Origin of the sequence: Ensifer sp. MJa1, from assembly GCF_037026475.1 — a bacterium.
Lineage (GTDB): Bacteria > Pseudomonadota > Alphaproteobacteria > Rhizobiales > Rhizobiaceae > Ensifer.
This window is the reverse complement of the sequence record NZ_JAKUMO010000006.1, coordinates 266,960-284,543: the sequence shown is the minus strand read 5'-3', so window position 1 is coordinate 284,543 and position 17,584 is coordinate 266,960. Positions and strand designations below refer to the sequence as shown.

The 17,584-nt window shown below is 63.4% G+C and carries 16 protein-coding genes; 6 read left to right on the top strand and 10 right to left on the bottom strand.

All coding sequences use genetic code 11. The features are described from left to right. The 4 genes from MKZ91_RS11280 to MKZ91_RS11265 all read right to left on the bottom strand — a co-directional run bounded on the left by MKZ91_RS11280 (window position 1) and on the right by MKZ91_RS11265 (window position 4,734). Window positions 1-999 (bottom strand): ABC transporter permease, encoded by a 999-nt coding sequence (locus MKZ91_RS11280; RefSeq protein WP_336170967.1) that lies wholly within the window; start codon window positions 997-999, stop codon window positions 1-3. Then, complete coding sequence (locus MKZ91_RS11275; RefSeq protein ID WP_336170966.1) at window positions 996-1,997, bottom strand: ABC transporter permease; 1,002 nt, start codon at window positions 1,995-1,997, stop codon at window positions 996-998. The genes MKZ91_RS11280 and MKZ91_RS11275 overlap by 4 nt, the downstream gene beginning before the upstream one ends. Further along, the gene (locus MKZ91_RS11270; protein WP_336170965.1) at window positions 1,990-3,504 is read right to left on the bottom strand and encodes a sugar ABC transporter ATP-binding protein; all 1,515 of its coding nucleotides are present in this window, start codon (window positions 3,502-3,504) and stop codon (window positions 1,990-1,992) included. The genes MKZ91_RS11275 and MKZ91_RS11270 overlap by 8 nt, the downstream gene beginning before the upstream one ends. 237 nt (window positions 3,505-3,741) lie before the next feature. After that, entirely contained in the window at window positions 3,742-4,734 is a 993-nt protein-coding gene (locus MKZ91_RS11265) for an autoinducer 2 ABC transporter substrate-binding protein (protein WP_336170964.1), read from the bottom strand. 245 nt (window positions 4,735-4,979) lie between these two features. Between MKZ91_RS11265 and MKZ91_RS11260 the strand changes: the two genes are divergently transcribed. The 3 genes from MKZ91_RS11260 (at window position 4,980) to MKZ91_RS11250 (ending at window position 7,301) form a co-directional block, all read left to right on the top strand. Beyond that, entirely contained in the window at window positions 4,980-6,038 is a 1,059-nt protein-coding gene (locus MKZ91_RS11260; protein ID WP_336170963.1) for a LacI family DNA-binding transcriptional regulator, read from the top strand. A gap of 89 nt (window positions 6,039-6,127) precedes the next feature. Then, a complete protein-coding gene (locus MKZ91_RS11255) occupies window positions 6,128-6,580 on the top strand; it encodes an Lrp/AsnC family transcriptional regulator (protein WP_336170962.1) in 453 nt (150 codons plus the stop codon). A gap of 97 nt (window positions 6,581-6,677) precedes the next feature. After that, window positions 6,678-7,301: a LysE family translocator gene (locus MKZ91_RS11250; RefSeq protein ID WP_336170961.1), complete on the top strand. Its 624-nt coding sequence runs from the start codon at window positions 6,678-6,680 to the stop codon at window positions 7,299-7,301. Window positions 7,302-7,363: 62 nt separating this feature from the next. Here MKZ91_RS11250 and MKZ91_RS11245 read toward each other — a convergent pair whose 3' ends face one another. From MKZ91_RS11245 to MKZ91_RS11230, 4 genes are all read right to left on the bottom strand, one after another. Then, the gene (locus tag MKZ91_RS11245) at window positions 7,364-7,780 is read right to left on the bottom strand and encodes a GFA family protein (RefSeq protein WP_336170960.1); all 417 of its coding nucleotides are present in this window, start codon (window positions 7,778-7,780) and stop codon (window positions 7,364-7,366) included. Between the two features lie 103 nt (window positions 7,781-7,883). Beyond that, entirely contained in the window at window positions 7,884-8,927 is a 1,044-nt protein-coding gene (locus MKZ91_RS11240) for a DUF535 family protein (RefSeq protein ID WP_336170959.1), read from the bottom strand. Window positions 8,928-9,211: 284 nt separating this feature from the next. Continuing rightward, complete coding sequence (locus MKZ91_RS11235) at window positions 9,212-10,327, bottom strand: ATP-binding protein (protein WP_336170958.1); 1,116 nt, start codon at window positions 10,325-10,327, stop codon at window positions 9,212-9,214. A gap of 53 nt (window positions 10,328-10,380) precedes the next feature. After that, on the bottom strand, window positions 10,381-11,076 hold the full coding sequence (locus tag MKZ91_RS11230; RefSeq protein WP_336170957.1) for a response regulator: 696 nt from the start codon (window positions 11,074-11,076) through the stop codon (window positions 10,381-10,383). Between the two features lie 308 nt (window positions 11,077-11,384). Here MKZ91_RS11230 and MKZ91_RS11225 point away from each other — a divergent pair, with 308 nt between their 5' ends. After that, complete coding sequence (locus MKZ91_RS11225; RefSeq protein ID WP_336170956.1) at window positions 11,385-12,236, top strand: phosphatase PAP2 family protein; 852 nt, start codon at window positions 11,385-11,387, stop codon at window positions 12,234-12,236. Here MKZ91_RS11225 and MKZ91_RS11220 read toward each other — a convergent pair. Then, window positions 12,184-14,277 carry a two-component system sensor histidine kinase NtrB gene (locus MKZ91_RS11220; protein WP_336170955.1) on the bottom strand — a complete coding sequence of 698 codons (2,094 nt, stop codon included), beginning with the start codon at window positions 14,275-14,277 and terminating at the stop codon, window positions 12,184-12,186. The two genes, MKZ91_RS11225 and MKZ91_RS11220, sit on opposite strands and share 53 nt — an antisense overlap. After that, window positions 14,274-15,014, bottom strand: coding sequence for a response regulator transcription factor (locus MKZ91_RS11215; RefSeq protein ID WP_336170954.1), 741 nt, complete (start codon window positions 15,012-15,014; stop codon window positions 14,274-14,276). Before MKZ91_RS11215 ends, MKZ91_RS11220 begins: the two co-directional genes overlap by 4 nt. A gap of 246 nt (window positions 15,015-15,260) precedes the next feature. Here MKZ91_RS11215 and MKZ91_RS11210 point away from each other — a divergent pair, with 246 nt between their 5' ends. After that, window positions 15,261-16,253 (top strand): ABC transporter substrate-binding protein, encoded by a 993-nt coding sequence (locus MKZ91_RS11210; RefSeq protein ID WP_442892253.1) that lies wholly within the window; start codon window positions 15,261-15,263, stop codon window positions 16,251-16,253. 170 nt (window positions 16,254-16,423) lie between these two features. Further along, window positions 16,424-17,449 carry an ABC transporter substrate-binding protein gene (locus MKZ91_RS11205; protein WP_336170952.1) on the top strand — a complete coding sequence of 342 codons (1,026 nt, stop codon included), beginning with the start codon at window positions 16,424-16,426 and terminating at the stop codon, window positions 17,447-17,449. Window positions 17,450-17,584 lie beyond the last annotated feature (135 nt).

Sequence of the window (17,584 nt, the reverse complement as noted above, 5' to 3'; positions counted from 1 at the left end):
TCATGTTTCCTTTCTGACAAATGAAATCTTGAACTTGGTGGCGATGAACCGCAGCACCATGACGCCGGCAAGCAGCAGCCCCCAGACGGCGGTCGCCAGATGCTGGTTGGCGCCGACGAGGTTGAGGCCGGAGGAAAGCAGTTGGAGTACGACCAGCGCGACGAAGACGGGAATGACCCGGCCGAAGCCGCCGAACGGGTTGACGCCGCCGAGGAAACAGGCGAGCACCGTGATCAGCAGGTAGCTTTCGCCGTGGCCGATGCGCACCGAGTTGAATCGGGCCAGCATGATGATGCCGGCAATGGCGCACATCGCACCCGACAGCGCATAGACGAGCACGATCACCTTGCGGGTGTTGATGCCGGAATAGCGCGTCGCCTCGAGGTTGGAACCGATCATGTAGGTGTTGAAGCCGAGCTTGGTGCGCGATAGCAGCACGTGCCAGGCGAGCACGCAGACGATGAAGACGACGAGCGGGATCGGCACGCCGAGAAGCGAGCCGTGACCGAGGGGACCGAGGAAGGCCGGGAAACCCGAGACATCGCCGCCGCGCGTCAGGAATTCGCCGAGGCCGCGCAGGAAGATCATCATCGACAGTGAGACGAGGATCGGGTGGGCGCGGGTAAAGGCGATCACCAGCCCCATGATCACGCCGCTCGACGCCCCGACGAGAATGGCGAGAACCGAGCCGAGGAGGAAAGCGCCAGGCCCGGCATCGACACCGCCATTGGCCTGCAGCACCCAGGCAAGCGTCAAACCGGCGATGTTGGCCGTGAACGTGATCGCGAGATTGAGGCCGCCCGTCAGGATCGGCAGCAGCATGGCAAGCGTCAGCAGCCCGAGTTCCGGCAGCTGGAAGGCGACCGAGCCGAAGGTGGCGGCACTCAGGAACTGTGGCGCGGCAATGCCGAAGACCAGCACCACGGCGAGGAAAGCCAGTCCTGGCCCGGCCATCTCCGGCCCGAGCACAGTCTTTGCGCGTTCGATCATCGCGTTCATCGTCCGGACCCTTTCTGGCTGGTGAAGGGCAGCAATTTTTCGATGCCGGTGTTGGAGAGCGTGATCGCGATGAGGATGATGGCGCCGATGATCATCTTGAAGGCAAAGGGCGAAACCCCCATCAGGTTGAGGCCGTTCTGGGTGATGGAGATCAAGAGCACCCCGAGCACGCAACCGAACACCGATCCCTTGCCGCCGCCAAGCCGCGCGCCGCCAAGCACGACGGCCGCGAGCACGTCGAGTTCGCGGCCATAGAGCGCATTCGGCACCACTTCCTGCGCATAGTGCGCCTGAATGAGCCCGCCGATCCCGGCCATCAGGCCGAGCCAACCGAAGGCGATGAACTGCATGGCGCCGATGTTGATGCCGAAACGGCGGGCCCCTTCCGGGTTGTCGCCGAAGGCATAGAGCTGGCGACCCGTGGTCGTGCGGGTGATCAGCACCCACGTGGCGATGACGCAGATCACCATCACCAGCACCGGCAGCGTGATCTCAATCCAGGTTCCATCGGCCATCTCGTGCTCGAACAGGATGACGCGGTCGGTCAGCCAGTCCGGCAGGTCGTAGATCGACACGCCCTTGGTGAAGAACATCAGCAGGCCGAAGTAGATGTTGAAGGTTGAGATCGTCGCGACGATCGAGATCACCCGGAAGCGGTGGATCAGGAAGGCGTTGACGGCACCGAGCAGGATGCCGATCGACCCGGCGATCAATAGCCCCGAGATCCACCCACCTCCGCCGATCCAGCCGAGGACGATGGCCGTGCCATATTGAACAACGGACGCGGCGACGGCGAAGGAAATGTCGATCCCGCCGGCGATCAGCACCACCAGCAAACCGACGGCAAAGATGATGTTGACCGAGCTGATGTTGAGCAGGTCGAAAGCGTTGCTGATCGAGAAGAAATTGGCCGTCGAGACAGAAAGGACGGCACTGATCACGACGATGACGGCGAGCAGCGACACTTCGGTCGCGTGGGTGCGCACGAAGCTACGCATAGACGGCTCCTTCGATCTCTGAGAGCGAGGCCGAGCGCGGATCGTAGCTGCCGACGATGCGGCCCTGCGCCATGTGCAGCACGCGGTCGGCGTTGAAATAGACCTCGGGCACCTCGTCGGAGATCAGGATGATCGAAAGCCCGCTTTCGGCCAGTCGAGCGACGATGTCGAAGATGCCGGCGCGCGCGCCGACATCGACGCCGACAGTCGGGGCGTCGAGGATCAAAAGCTTCGGATCGGTCGCCAGCCACTTGGCGATCGCCACACGCTGCTGGTTGCCGCCCGAAAGCGTCGAGATCGCATCGTGCTGCAGGCCGATCTTGACGCCGAGATCGGCAATCCAGCGGGAAACGAGGTTGCGTTTGCGGTCTTCCGACAAGAGGCCACCAGCGAGGATCTTGTCGAGCGAACCAATGACCAGATTGTCTGCGATCGATTGCGGCTGGATGAGACCGAGCGACAGCCGGTCCTCCGAGAGATAGGCGACACCTGCCTCGATCGCGTCGCGATTGGAGGAGAAGCGAACGTCCCTGCCTTCAAGCGCAATGGTGCCGGATGCAGGCTTCAGCATGCCGAACAGCGTCAGCGCCAGTTCGGTGCGCCCCGCACCGAGCAGCCCGGTGATCCCGAGCGTCTCGCCTCGGCGGACAGTCAGCGAAATCTCCTCGAACTGGCCGGGGCGAGACAAGCCCTTCACATCGAGCACGACGGGCTGCCCGTCACGGGACTTGGCGCGCACCTGCTGGTCGAAGGTCTTGCCCGTCATCAGTTCGGTGATGCGCGATTGTGTCATGCCGGCGGCGGGATAGACGCCGACCAGCGCGCCGTCCCGCAAGACCGTGATGCGGCTTGAAATCTCCAGCACCTCCGCAAGCCGGTGGCTGACGAAGACGACGGCGACGCCGGAAGCAGAGAGGCCGCGGACGATATCGAGCAGATGGTCGGTTTCCGACTGCGTCAGCGATGCGGTCGGCTCATCCATGAAGACGAGCCGTGCCTCGCCGACGAGCGCCCGTGCGATCGCCACGATCTGCCGCTGGGCAATGGCATATTCTTTCAGCGGCAGGTCGACATCGAGCGTCACACCGAGGCGGGCGAGCGCATCCTCCGCGATCTTGCGCATGCGGCTGTAATCGACGAGCTTCGGCCAGCGGCCGAGCACTGTCTGAAAGGCAATGTTTTCGGCAACGCTCATCTCTGGGAAAAGCGCCAGGTCCTGCCAGATCACCTGGATGCCGCGGTCCTGCGCCGTCACCGGCGACATGTGCGAATAGGTTTCGCCATCAAATTCGATCGAGGCGCCGTCGGCGGGGCGGTAAACGCCGGTGATGATCTTGATCAACGTGCTCTTGCCGCAGCCGTTTTCGCCAGCAAGGCAATGGACCTCGCCCGGGCGAACGTCGAAGCTCACATTCTTGAGCGCCCTGACGCCACCGAAAGTCATGTTGATGTCGCGCAGGGACAGAAGCGGCTTTTCGCCTCCTCCCGCGGTCGCAAGCTGATGCATGAATCTGCGCCTTAGATCGTCAAGTCTGAGAGGGATGCGGCCGGAAGACCGCAAACAGTTTTCCTCATCCCGCTCCAATGTTGAGGGGACTTGCCAGGCCGGCCGGAGCCGGCCCAGCAGCCGGGAGAACCCGATTGCATGCGCCCTTCGACCGATACCGATCCCGGGCACAATGCATGCAGAAGATCAAACTCTGTTCGTCACCCGCGCGCCGGATCCGGCGCACGGGCCTTGCCATTAGAGCCCCATGGCCGCGAGGTCGGCGACCGTATCCTTGTTGATTGGCACCAACTGGTCGACGATGATGTTGCGGTTCTCGAAGTCGGGCTTGACCTTGCCGAGACCTTCGATCTCGTCGCCGTCCTTGACCTCCTCGCCCTTCATCAGCTTGTCCGCAAGCGTCACGAAGACTTCACCGGCCTGTTTCGGATTCCACATGAAGCCGCCGGAAATCGCGTCGGATTTCACCAGCTTCTGGCCCTGTCCCGGAGAGAAGGGACCAAGCACGAAGATCTCGCCGACCTTGCGGCGCTCTTCGACGGCGCGGCCGGCACCGATCGGGCCCTGACTGCCGAAGGCAAGGAAGCCTTTCAGGTTCGGATGGGCGGAGATCAGGTCGAGCGCTGTCGAGCGGCTCTTGTCGACGTCTTCGGCCACGCCGTAGCGATCGCCGACCAGCGTCATGTCCGGATAGTTCTTCTTGATGTATTCGATCGCCGCATCGGCCCAGGCGTTGTGCAGTGGCACCGTGAGCGAGCCGACGAAGACGGCATATTCGCCCTTTCCGCCCATCTTCTCGGCAAGCAGCTTGCCGTGCGCCTCACCGAAGCCGGTCGAGGATGCGAGCTCGAAGTCCCAGTCGGCGCCCTTCTGGCTCGGCGATTCATGGGTGATGACGATGATGCCCTTTTCCTTGGCCTTGGTGAGCACCGGCTCGAGCACCTTGGCGTCGTTCGGAACGACGCCGATCACCTTCACCCCTTGCGCGATGAGGTCTTCGATCGCACGCACCTGCAGCGCCGGGTCGGCGCTGGTCGGGCCGACCATGAAGGCGTCGATGCCGAGCTTCTGGCCGCGCTCCTTGATGCCCGCTTCCATGGCGTTGAACCACGGAATGCCGCCGATCTTGACGACGACGCCGACCTTGCCGGCATCCTGTGCAAAGACGGCTGCGGAACTGGCAAGCGCCAGCGATGTCGCCAGGGCGGCGACGAGAATTTTCCTGATCATGTCTCTCCTCCACTCGTTCCCGCCAAGGGAACGCGCCCGGTCGCTAAGCAAGCGCCGGCCTCCAGTTTCCAACCATCACTGGCGAAGCTGTGCTCGCCTCCCTGATCGCCGCCTCCTCAGACGACACCGTCGAATTTGCACAATCGATATTTCTTGTTTGCACAATCGATGGTGCAAGAACTATTGTGCAGACTTAATCTTTCGTCAAGGGGAAATCGGCACTAAAACGATCAGGGGAGACAGCGATGGCCAACAGCGGCAAAAAGAAAGCAACGATCTACGACCTGTCGGTGTTGTCGGGCAGTTCGCCCTCAACCGTAAGTGCCGTCTTGAACGGCACCTGGCAGAAGCGCCGGATCAAGGAAAGCACGGCGGAACTGATCCGCAGTCTCGCCGAGACGCATCAGTACACCGCCAACCGCCAGGCGCGGGGCTTGCGCAGTTCGCGCTCCGGCCTGATCGGCCTGCTCTTGCCGATCCACGACAACCGCTACTTCTCGTCGATGGCCCAGACCTTCGAGGCGCATGTCCGAAGCAAGGGCCAGTGCCCGATCGTCGTCAGTGCCAGCCGCGATCCGGAAGAGGAGCGCAAGACCGCCGAAACGCTGATCTCTTACTCGATCGACGAGCTTTTCATCTGCGGTGCCACCGATCCGGATGGCGTGCACGAGGTCTGCGAGGCCGCCGGTCTCAAGCACATCAACATCGACCTGCCCGGCACCAAGGTGCCATCGGTCATCAGCGACAACTACGAGGGCGGCCGGATGCTGACGGAAGCGATCGTCCGCCATTTCCAGCCTACGACACCCCTTGCACCGGACGAACTCTATCTCTTCGGCGGCCGTAACGATCACGCCAGCCGCGAACGTATCCGCGGCTTTCGCGCCGTGAAGCGCGAACTTCTCGGGCAAGATCCGGATGAGTGCATCCAACCGACCGGCTATGCGCCGAACAACGCCCGGCTCGCCTTCGAAGCGTTCTACGAGAAGCACGGCAGGCTGCCGCGCGGCCTTTTCGTCAACTCGTCGATCAACTTCGAGGGCCTGCTGCGCTTCATGGCCGGCCACCCGCATGAGAATTTCGCCGACCTCGTCGTCGGCTGCTACGACTACGACCCGTTTGCGTCCTTCCTGCCCTTCCCGGTCATCATGATCCGCCAGGACGTCGAGGGCATGATCACCAAGGCCTTCGAGGTCATCGAGGAAGCCCGACCCCAGCCGCGAATCCACCTCATCCAGCCCGAACTGGTGCAACCGCGAACGGCGCTGACCGGCCCGCTCGACGCGCTCAAGGACATCGAATAGACCTCCTGACCAGCGTTTCCTCGGTCAACTGCGCCTACGAACAAAAAAATCAACTGTACAGTTCACAAATTTCCACGTATTCATTGGTAATGGATACGGTGGACAGAAAAATCGTCGAAATTCTCGCCGAGGACGCGAGGCGGTCGCTGACTGACATCGGCGCTGCGGTTGAGCTTTCGCCCTCCGCCGTCAACGAACGCATCCGTCGGCTCGTCGCCAATGGCGTGATCCGAAATTTCACCGTCGAGGTCGATCACTGCGCACTCGGCCTCGACGTGCTCGCCTTTGTCTGGGTCGGCCTGGCACCGGACGCAGACGAGGCAGCCTTCCGGACCTTCATGGCAGGCCACCCGGCGGTCGCCGAATGCCACCATGTCACGGGCGCCTGGTCCTATTGCGTCAAGGTCCGGATGCCCTCGCTCGGCGACCTCGAACCGTTCCTTGCCGAGTTGAAGCAACGGCGGTTCCTGGCGCGAAGCGAAACGGTCATCGCGCTGTCGAGTGTCCGGGAAAGCCTGGCGACGATCGCGCCGCGCGCCTGACAGACACGCAAACTGCTGCAACATTTTTGATTTGCCGGGCATGCACCGTCCTTGAAGCGGACGGGTGGAACCATGCCGCGGCTGGAGCCCTATGCCTATGTCTACGTTACTGTTTGGAAAAAGCCTGCTCGTCGGCCTCGCGGTCGCGGCCCCGCTCGGGCCCATCGGAGCACTCTGCATCAACCGTACGCTTGCGCGCGGCTTCTGGGCGGGCGTCGCCGGCGGGCTGGGTACAGCTGCCGCCGACGCCACCTATGCAGCGCTCGCGGCGATCGGATTTGCTGCCTTTGCCGCGGTGCTTTCAATGATCACAATCCCGCTTGGCATCGCCGGCGGACTGTTCATGATCTGGCTCGGCTGGAGCGGATTGCGACCGAAACCAGTGACGGCGGCCGCCGACGTCGGCAGCCGCGATCTCGTTCGCACGACCGTCGCCACGTTTCTCCTGACGATGACCAGCCCGGCGACGATCCTCTCCTTTGCCGCGATCTTCGCCGGCCTCGGCCTTGCCGAAGCGGGCGACGCGTCAAGCGCAGCCATCGTTGTCATGGGTGTATTTCTGGGTTCGCTCGGCTGGTGGTTTTTCTTGAGCGGCGGCGTGGCTATTGCCCGGACCCGTCTTCCGGACAGCTTCGTCGTCTGGGTGTCGCGGCTGTCGGGCCTGGTCCTGATTGCGTTCGGGATAATCGCCATCGGTGCTGCGGCCAAAGCACTGCTCTAAAACTGTTGGCGCAGCCTATCGGGCTGCGCCACCCACTCACTGGGGAACTGCGCTTTCCGTCATCAGGTCCCGGGCTTTGTCGCTTCCACGTGCCACCACTTGGGTCGCGCCGAGCGGTAGCTGTGTGCGGTGGGAATGAGATCGACCGAACTCGTCTTGTCGAAAACACCGAGCAGCAACGCGACCACCGGCGCATCGTCGATCGCTCCAAGGCTGCTGCCGCAGACGGAGCAGAAGGCACGGCTGGAGTAATCCGAGGACCGATAGACAGACGGCGCGCCTCCCGGCCCCGTCCAGGTGATGGCTTCCTTCGGGAATTCCACCCAGGCGACGGTCAGCGCGCCTGAATGGCGCTGGCACATCTTGCACGAACATGTATGCGGCTTGCCCGCCTCAGCCCTTGCCTCGAAGCGGACAGAGCCGCAAAGGCATCCGCCGGTGAAAAGCGGCCTCTTCTTGCCCGTGGCCACGCGCGCCATGTTCCGGTCTCCAGCAGTTGTCTCGATTCGGATCTACACCACCCTATGTTGCGCACCGGATCATTGGAAGCGAGCCCGACCTGCGCGTGACAATTCGCCCGGCTCAGTAGAACCAGGCGCCGATGTCTCGAAACGCCCGCTTGCTTTGTTCGCGCCTGTTGCCGTCGCGGACGGCCTTGCCATCGACCAACGGGAGGCTGAAGCCGAACGGATCTGATGGAAGGCCGCCACGGTCGCGCCAGTAAGCATCGAGATCGGCCATCATCATCTTTCGCCGCTTGAGGCGGCGGCGGTTGATAACATGTCTTTCGTTCGAAACGGCTTGGAGAAAGGAAGCCAGCCCCTCGGAGACCAGGCCGTGGAGGACGAGCAGCGCTGCGTCCTTCGGGCGCAGCCCGCCAAGATCGCGCGTCGCCGTGATCAGCGCGCGTTTTGCTCGCTCGCCCTTCGGCCCTTGCATACCGCCGATCGCAAGGCTGTAGCTCCCCTCGTCACCGCGCACGAATATGAAGCCGACAGTGCAAAGCGCATAGCCGTCGCTTTGGCGGCGAAGGCGGATCGCAAAGGCGCCCTCGTGACGGGCGCCGCAATGGTCGGCCAGTTGCAGCTGGATGCGATAGTTCTCGCTGCGGCCGGAAACCGTCCCCATCTCCAGGGTGCCGCCACGCCACAGGCCCATCAATGAGCGCCGCGACAGAACCTCGCTCGCGACGTCGAAATGATCGAGCAGCAGACCCAGCCGCTTGGCAGAAGAGGCGCCATGCAGGAAGAAGGTCGGGATCGACTTGCGCACGAGATCGTCATGCGGCAGCCCCAGGCGGTATCGTTCGCCGAATTCGCCGAGAAAGGTGACCCAGCGGGCCGTGAGAACGGGATGGCAGGCAAATCGCATCGAAAAGACAACGGCGCGTTTCAGGCTGACCCTCAGGCCAAGCTTCAAAACCTGCGACAGGACGTTCGCTCTTGGCCGCGAGAGATCGCCGGAGAGCAGTCCGGAGGCCGACTGTCGTTGCGAGGGGCCTGGCCTGCCGCCTTCGCCGGGCGACCGCAGATCCGTACCGTATTCCTGCCGGAATTCCAGGGGCGAGAATTCCAGGGACTTGAGTTCCATGGACTTGAGTTCCAGGGAGAGGGGGTCCAGGGGCATGGGTGCAATCCTTGAAGGCGAACGCTGACCGGGGAATCCGGCAAGCCCGGATGTGCCCGGGCACTGTCAAGGAATTGCGGAGAAGCAATCGGTAAATGAGCGTCAGGATCGCCAGGGCCGAATGGACACCGGAGCGGGTCTTGTCCGCCCTCGTCTTCAGACAGGATACAGCGCCGCGCGCTCAACGCCTCCCGCCTTCGCGGAGTCCGCACAAAGACGAAAGATGCTTTGATAGCATTACGTTGCGGCGGCCATCGCGCCTTCACTGCAAGAGCGCTGAGCGCTCAGGTGGCACTCTCGCGCGGCAGGACGATGGTGATCACTGCGCCGCCGCCGGCGCGCGCGGCGAATTCCAGCCGGCCGCCATGCGCCTTGGCGATCGCCTGGACGACGGAGAGGCCGAGCCCGGTTCCGCCCGTTGCGCGCGACCGCGAGGCATCGCCGCGCCAGAACAGATCGATCGAATGGGTCGAGACATCCTCCGGAAGCCCCGGGCCGCGATCGAGCAGCCGGATGAAGCCCTCATCAGCGCCTCGCCGTCCGGTCTCGCAGCGCAGCACTCCGCCGCTCGCCGCGTAGCGGGTGGCGTTCTCGACCAGAGCCAAAAGCGCCTGGCGCAAGCGCTGCGAATCGCCGGAGACACGGACCGGTTCGAGCGCCAGCTCCACCGACATGCCCGCCGTTTCGAGCAGCGTGCGCGACGCCCCCAGGACCTGGGTCGCTTCCACGGCAAGATCGACGCTCTGGCGCTGCGTGACCAGCTTCTGGCCCGCGGCAAGCGACAGGGTTCGCAGGTCCTCGACCAGCGCGGACAAGCCTTCGACTTGCAGCAACAATTGCCGGACCCGCTCCTGTTCCAGGGGAAAGACTCCGTCGGCCATGCCCTGCAGGTTGCCCTGAAGGATCGTCAGCGGCGTTCGCAGTTCATGCGCCACGGCCATCGTATTGAACCGCAGACGGCTCTCCATGTTTTCGAGTTCGGCCGCCAATTCGTCGAAGGTTTTCACCAGCGTTGCCACCTCCCTGGCTCCCTTGCGGATCGACCCGACTCGCACCGCGAAATCGCCGGCCCGCAGATTCTGGGTCGCCTGGGCCAGCGCTTCGAGCGGACGGCTGATCTTACGCGACAGCCAGTAGCCGACGAGGCCGCAGAAGGTCACGGCCGTTGCGCCGAAGCCGAGGATGATCTTGTCCACCTCCCAGTTCGCCCACTCCTCGAGTTCGGGCATGCTCGCCAGCAGTTTCTGCAGCGATTCCTGGCTCGGCAGCTTGCCGGAATTGAAGTCGGTGTAGGCCTGGGCCGCCTCCGGCGGCATTCGCTCCAGCAATCTCGCTTCCAGTCGAGGCTCCATGTAGTCGACGCCGGCGTAGATGATGAACACGCTGATGATGAGCAGCACGACAGTCACCAGAGCGGTGAGAATACCGAGTGGAAGGCGGGAAAGGCTGATCCTCATCTCGGCTCCACGAAACGGTAACCGACGCCGCGCACCGCGCTGAAGAAGCCGCTGGCACCGAGATCCTCGAGCTTGCGCCGGAGATTTGCGACGTGGGTATCGACCGTGCGGGCAAGCGCATCGCTGTCCGGCAGGCAGGCATCAAGAATGTCGGCGCGGTCGAAGGCGTGCGTCGGGCGACGGATCATGTGGGCAAGGATACGAAATTCGCTGAGCGTCAGCGGCACCGACTGACGGCGGCCGGCCTTTTCGACAAATGCGACATGGGCGTCGAGGTCGACCTCGACATTCTCGAAGCGAAGCACGGTCGCTCCGGCGCCATTTCTGGTGCGGCGCAGCACCGCGTTGACGCGTGCCACCACTTCCTGCGGATTGAACGGCTTGACCACGTAGTCATCGGCTCCAAGCCTGAGGCCGGTCAACCGGTCGAGATCCTCGGCCAGTGCCGTCACCATGATGACCGGCGTATTGCCCTCCCGGCGAAGGCGCGCCAGCACTTCAAAGCCATCGAGTTTCGGCATGCGAACGTCGAGCAGCACAAGATCCGGAGACAGCACCGCGTGGTGGGTCAGCGCCGTTTCGCCATCGGCGGCGCGCACGGTCCTGAAGCCGTCACGCACGAGATAGGCATCAAGGATCTGCGCAATCTCCGGCTCGTCCTCCGCCAAAAGGATGAGGCCCTTGTCGACCATAACGAACTCCTGACCCGATGGTGTGATGGGCAGCTTATGGGACGAAAAGGTGAGGCTTGCAATTCATCCGGCCAACGCCATCGTCGCCTTGGGCGCCCTCCGGATGGAGCCCTCGGCAAATCTCCGCTGTTTCTTGACAATCGGCGCTGGCGGCCATGTCGCACGCCAGATGGAACGTTACCCTGCCACCGGCGCACCATGCCGATGCGTGAGGCTGCCCATCAAGCCCTCCCCATTCCTCCATTCAGCCTTGACAGGGCAAAGCAAGTGTCCGGCCCGCACATTTCGACAACCTGCGAGCAACCGGCATGTCCAGCCTCATCCATTCCCCCGCACCGTCTCCGGGCAGCGTCCGCTGGTGGCGGGCCAGCCCGCGTCTCTGGCCCCGACAAGCCCAGGCGGTTACAGCCCATCAGCCGATCGCCGTTGCCGGTGCCCTGACCATTTTCTCGGCTTTCCTCTTTATGGCCTTTCCCGGCATCGATCTCGCCGTTTCACGCTGGGCCACCTCCGCGAGCGGCGACTTCCCGCTCTCCAGAGAACCCATGCTGGTTGCGCTGCGCGACTTCAACCGTGTGCTGCCGTATTTCATCCTGCCTTGTGTCCTGGCGCTGTTCATAGTGCAGGTGACCAAGCCGAAACCATGGCTCTTGCGACCACACAAAGCGCTGTTTTTCCTTATCTTTTATGCCGTTGGTCCCGGGCTGCTGATCCAGGCGCTGAAACGGCTGGTGGGCCGCGCACGCCCCTATGACATCACCGATTTCGGCGGCAGCCTGCCGTTTACACCCGCCTGGCAGGTTTCCAGCGCCTGCACGCGCAGCTGTTCCTTCGCGTCGGGTGAATCGGCAACGGCGATCGCTCTGGTGGCGCTCGCGCTCTTGCTGCCCGTCCGCTGGCGCCGCTTGGCGATCATCGCGCTCCTTTTGCCGATCCTTGCCTTCTCGCTCAATCGGATCGTGTTTTGGCGCGCATTTCCTCTCCGATGTCGTGCTCGCCTGGCTCTTGATGTTGTGGTTGATGGCGTGGCTCTGGGCGGTTTTCTGCGACAATGGCGAACGCATCGATGCCGCCGTGCTGCGGTTCGCGCAGCGGCGCCACTCTGTTTCAGCCCGGAAATGCCAACTCGACGGTCGTTCCCTTTCCCGGTTGCGAGATGATGCGGGCGTCGCCACCGCTCTGTCGGACGAAGCCGTAGACGACCGCCAGGCCAAGACCGGCGCCGCCTTCCTCGTCACGCGTGGTGAAATAGGGCTCGAACGCCTTGTCCACCGCTTCCGCAGACATGCCGATGCCGTCGTCGGTCACCGAGACGACAACACCGCCCTCGTTGCCGATGGCGCAGACCAGAATTGTCCCGCCGAACGGCAACGCGGCAGCGGCGTTTAGGCAAAGATTGAGGATCGCCTGCTCGAACAGGGCGGCGTCGAGATGCACGCTCGGCAGGTCGTCGGCGATCTCGAAGACCAGACGGCACTTCTCGCCAACCGCGATCTCCAGCACATCCGCCATGCCGCGCAGCACGCCGCCGATCTCAAGCGCGCCCGGCTGGATCGGGTGCTGGCTGCCGACGGACAGCATGCTCGAGGCGAGCGAGCGCCCGCGGTCGGCCGCCTTGCGAATGCGGGCGATGTGCCGCTTCTGCCGATCGTTGAAACCGGTCTCGCGCTCCAAGAGCCCGAGACTGCCGGTGATGATGCCGATCATGTTGCCGACCTCGTGGCTCACCTGATGCGTCATGCGCATGATGCCGTCGAGGCGCTGCGCCTTGGCGGCCTCGGCTTCCTGTCGGTCGATATCGGTCACGTCCCGGGTCAGTAGCACGATACCGCGATCCGGCTGCCGCGACAGCGAGACCTCCGTGACGCGGCCCGCCCCGGAGCGATGACGCAGAACAAGCCGGTCGTCGAGCGCGCCGGTATCGCCATCGGCAGGCAGCAGCGCCGGATCAATCTCCGGTATCGGGCTGACGAATTTGCGCAGCGGCAGCTTCCTTGCCGATCCCGGCCACCCGACGAGTTCGATGACGCGTCGGTTCATCGTGATCGGTCGGCCGCCGGGATCAAACAGGGCGATGCCCTCGTTCATGTTGCGGAATGTCGAGCGGATGGTGCGCGCAGCCGCCTCCGCCGTGCGCCTCAGTCTCGAGACGCGCTCGACACTCTCCCGAAATGCCCGGAAAGCCTCAAGCAGCCGGACGAGTTCCGTTTCGTTCCCGTTATAGGTCGGCGCGTCAACCTCCCGCCGCCCTTCAGCAAGAGCGTTCATCCCGTTGGAGAGCGACACGATACCGCGTGAAACGCGCATGACCGAGCGAATGGAAAAGACCGCCATGACGAGTACCAGCAGCGCGGCAACGGCGACGATGACCAGCAGACGGCTCAAGGCGTCGGACGTCGAAGCGAGATCGTCATTCAGGCCACGGGCAACGGCCTCGCTCTGCGTTTCCGTCGCATGCGAAAGATCACGCGAGACGGTATGCAACTGCGCAACGGCCGTACGGATGGCAAACATTTCCAGCAGATAATGTGTCTGGGCCTCGAAAACACGTTCGTAGGGCGCAAGTCCGGCGGTCGATACCCGTACGTCAGGGGCTGCATGCTCCAGCCGTGGCGTCGTCTCAGCGACGTAGCGCCGACGCAGTTCGCCGAGCTGGAACAGGCTGTCGGAATTGGATGCCGACTGCACGATGGCATTGAGGCTGCGGCGGAACTCGGCGTCGGCTATGCTGCTGCCGGTCGCGATCTCGCCGAGTGCGGCTGCGGCCGCGGCCTTGTGTTGCTGGGCAGCCTCAGCGTCGCCCGCAAGCGACATCGTCTGCGTTCGGATCGCCTCCAGCAGTTCGACGATATGGGCGTTGGCAAAACCCTTGACCGCGGCCTTTCCGGTTTCCGGCTGCATCGCGCGCAGCAATGCATCGACCTGCGCGACCACGGAACGGCTCTCGCTCGAAACCCGGTAGGGTGACGTCGCATTCATCAGGAACGGCGCACTGGAGACGAGATCGGAAACCTGGCGTGAGACGAGCGAGGCCTTGGCAAGGCTGGAAAACGCCTGCAGGCCGTATGCCGCCATTTCATCGCGCGCCCGCTGCAGACCGAACACGGCAACCGTTGCCAGGCTGAAGACGAGAACGCAGATGAAAACGATCGCGAAGGGCAATCGAAAGGCGATCGAGGAGAGGAACGGGCGATTGATCACGGCTTGAGCTCGCCGTCATCGGTGTCGAGCACGTAGCCCTTGCCGCGCCGGGTCTTGATGTGGCGCGGCAGGTCGGGATTGCGTTCGATCTTGCGCCGGAGCCTCAGCACCAGGACGTCGACGTTGCGGTCGATGTAGCGGTCGCTCTCGGCCCCGAGGCGGTCGAGAATATGCGCGCGACCGACCGGCATGTTCGGCGTTTCCGCAAGAATTTCGAGGAGGGCGAACTCCGCGCTGGTCAGGGACTTCGTCGGGTCAGCCAAGCATACGGCGCGGCGGCTCCTGAGATCAATCGACCAGTCGCCAAGCTTTAGCGATGCGGGCTCCGGCTCACGCTCGGCCTCCCGCTCCGGTTTCAACGACGGGTAGGTCCGACGCAGCACGGCCTTGATCCGGGCCGTCAGCTCGATCGGCTCGAACGGCTTGACGACATAGTCGTCCGCTGCGGTTTCCAGTCCGAGCACGCGGTCGGCGGCACTACCCGCCGCCGTCACCATGACTATACCGATATTGGTCCTTGCCCGAAGCCGCTGCGCAAACGTGCGGCCAGACGTGCCCGGCAGGTTATGGTCGACAAGCACCAGATGCACCGGCTCGCGCGCGAGCACGCCGGCCGCCGCCTCCGCCGATGACGCCGTCAACGGCATCCACCCTTCCGCTTCCACCAGGTCGGAGACGAGCTCCGCCATGTCCGGATCGTCCTCGACGATCAGAATTTTAATCCTCTCACTCAGCATGCACGTCCTCCCGCAGCCATCATAGGCGGGGCTGTCACAATGTTCAAAGCGGCTCGCGTTATGTGCGCTGTCATATTTGTAATCTTTGTAACTTTGATCGGACGGCAGCGCTCGGGAATGTAAAAACGGTAACCATTCTACGGATTGCGACGATCCGCGAATGTGACATTCTGAATGCGGAGATTGGGGCGGAAGCGCTCCAAAGGGGAGGACATCGTGAGAGGCATCACCACGATCAGTGCGGGCGTGGCCCTGTGGCTATGCACCGCCACGCCAGGCATGACAGCGCCGGCGCTGACCGTCTTGTGCGGCGTCGATGAAGCGTGGTGCGCGGCGATGAAGGCGGCGTTCGAGGCCAAATCCGGGCTCGAAATTGCGATCACCCGCAAGAGCAATGGCGACATCCTGACCCAGATACGTGCCGAAAAGAGTACGCCGACCGTCGACGTCTGGTGGGGTGGCACCGGCGACACCCACCTGCAGGCAGGCTCCGAAGACCTGCTCGAACTCTATAGGCCGGCGCATGAGCGCGACATGCTGCCTTGGGCACAGAACTTCTTTGCGATTTCCGGGGGGCGTTCCGCGGGCATCTATGCCGGCGCGCTTGGCTTTGCCTACAACACCGAACTGCTCGCCAAACTGAAGCTGCCGGCACCAACCTGCTGGAAGGATCTCGCTGACAGCGCCTATCGCGGCCGCATCCGCAGCGGCAACCCGAATTCGTCCGGGACCGCCTTCACCGCGCTTGCGACCCTGGTCCAGCTCTTCGGCGAGGACGAGGCCTTCCGCTTCATGGCGGGGCTCAACCGCAACATCGACGAGTATACGACGGCGGGCTCGGCACCCGTCAAAGCGGCGGCACGCGGCGAAACGCTGATCGGCATCTCCTTCATGCATGACGCCGTCACGCAGAAACAGGCAGGCTTCCCGCTCGTCATCGTCGCGCCCTGTGAGGGCACTGGCTACGAAATCGGCGCCGTCAGCATCGTCAAGGGCGCGCGCCACCTGAAGGCAGCCAAGAGCTTCGTCGATTTCGCCTTGAGCCCGGAAGGCCAGGGAACGGGTGCCGCATCCGGCCAGAACCAGGTGCCGTCCAACGCGCGGTCCAACCTGCCGCTCGGCGCGCCCGATATCTCGATGATCAAGATGGTGGATTTTGACTTCGCCACCTTCGGCTCGCCAGAAGAACGAAGTCGCCTGCTTGAAAGGTTCGATGCGGAGATCACCGCAACGAACTGATCGCCTGACGTAAATTAGAGCAGGCTTGGGACGGATACGCGTACGCTCCCCGGCCAGCTCCAACAAAACCGAAAACTCAAATTCGTGAACGTGCAGCCCGGTGGGCGGCCCGAATGGCCGCGCCGTGTCCCGTTCGCGCCGATTTCAACAGGCAACAGGAGGATGCCCAAATGAAAACGAAGACCCTTTCCCTCATGCTTTTTGCCGGAACAGCGCTTTCGGCCCTACCCGCCGAGGCTGCCGGCAGCCTCAATCTCATCTGCTCGGCAGACGTGGTGATCTGCGAGCAGATGACTGGCGACTTCCAGAAGGAGACCGGCATCAAGGTCAACATGGTGCGCCTGTCCTCGGGCGAAACCTATGCCAAGATCCGCGCCGAGGCACGCAACCCGAAGACGGACCTCTGGTGGGCCGGCACCGGCGATCCGCATCTGCAGGCCGCCTCGGACGGCCTGACGCTCGAATACAAGTCGCCGATGCTCGATCAGTTGCAGGATTGGGCGAAGAAGCAGGCCGAAGGCTCGGGCTACCGCACGGTCGGCGTCTATGCCGGTGCGCTCGGCTGGGGCTACAACACCGAGATCTTCTCGAAGAAGGGCCTGAAGGAGCCGAAGTGCTGGGCCGACCTGCTCGACGCCTCGCTGAAGGGCGAGATCCAGATGGCCAACCCGAACTCGTCGGGCACCGCCTACACAGCACTCGCTTCGCTGGTGCAGATCATGGGCGAAGATCAGGCGTTCGATTATCTGAAAAAGCTCAACGGCAACATCGCGCAATACACCAAGTCGGGCTCTGCACCCGTAAAGGCGGCCGCCCGCGGCGAGACGGGTCTCGGCGTCGTCTTCATGCATGACGCGGTGGCGCAGACGGCGGAAGGCTTCCCGGTCAAGGCGATCGCGCCATGCGAAGGCACCGGCTACGAGATCGGCTCGATGTCGATCATCCGCGGCGCCAAGAACCTGGACAATGCCAAGGCCTGGTACGACTGGGCGCTGAAGCCGGAAGTGCAGTCGCGCATGAAGGACGCCAAGTCCTTCCAGCTGCCGTCCAACAAGTCGGCCGAAGTACCGAAGGAAGCGCCGCGGTTCGAGGACATCAAGCTGATTGACTACGATTTCGCCACCTTCGGCGACGCCGAGAAGCGCAAGTCGCTGCTTGAGCGCTGGGACCGCGAGGTTGGTGCGAGCGCCAACTGATAAGCATCGGAACGATGCCGGTCGGACCTAAGTTCGGCCGGCAAGACCCGGCGCTGACGCACGGTCCCCGTCTCCTGCCCTAGCCTGAGCGGCGCGGCGTTCCCTCACCTTTCATCTCAAATCACGCGAGGACCA

Bases quoted from the DNA above. Each gene is read 5' to 3' on its own strand.
- MKZ91_RS11280 (WP_336170967.1), bottom strand. From the start codon at position 999: ATGAACGCGATGATCGAACGCGCAAAGACTGTGCTCGGGCCGGAGATG.
- MKZ91_RS11275 (WP_336170966.1), bottom strand. From the start codon at position 1,997: ATGCGTAGCTTCGTGCGCACCCACGCGACCGAAGTGTCGCTGCTCGCC.
- MKZ91_RS11270 (WP_336170965.1), bottom strand. From the start codon at position 3,504: ATGCATCAGCTTGCGACCGCGGGAGGAGGCGAAAAGCCGCTTCTGTCC.
- MKZ91_RS11265 (WP_336170964.1), bottom strand. From the start codon at position 4,734: ATGATCAGGAAAATTCTCGTCGCCGCCCTGGCGACATCGCTGGCGCTT.
- MKZ91_RS11260 (WP_336170963.1), top strand. From the start codon at position 4,980: ATGGCCAACAGCGGCAAAAAGAAAGCAACGATCTACGACCTGTCGGTG.
- MKZ91_RS11255 (WP_336170962.1), top strand. From the start codon at position 6,128: ATGGATACGGTGGACAGAAAAATCGTCGAAATTCTCGCCGAGGACGCG.
- MKZ91_RS11250 (WP_336170961.1), top strand. From the start codon at position 6,678: ATGTCTACGTTACTGTTTGGAAAAAGCCTGCTCGTCGGCCTCGCGGTC.
- MKZ91_RS11245 (WP_336170960.1), bottom strand. From the start codon at position 7,780: ATGGCGCGCGTGGCCACGGGCAAGAAGAGGCCGCTTTTCACCGGCGGA.
- MKZ91_RS11240 (WP_336170959.1), bottom strand. From the start codon at position 8,927: ATGCCCCTGGACCCCCTCTCCCTGGAACTCAAGTCCATGGAACTCAAG.
- MKZ91_RS11230 (WP_336170957.1), bottom strand. From the start codon at position 11,076: ATGGTCGACAAGGGCCTCATCCTTTTGGCGGAGGACGAGCCGGAGATT.
- MKZ91_RS11225 (WP_336170956.1), top strand. From the start codon at position 11,385: ATGTCCAGCCTCATCCATTCCCCCGCACCGTCTCCGGGCAGCGTCCGC.
- MKZ91_RS11215 (WP_336170954.1), bottom strand. From the start codon at position 15,014: ATGCTGAGTGAGAGGATTAAAATTCTGATCGTCGAGGACGATCCGGAC.
- MKZ91_RS11205 (WP_336170952.1), top strand. From the start codon at position 16,424: ATGAAAACGAAGACCCTTTCCCTCATGCTTTTTGCCGGAACAGCGCTT.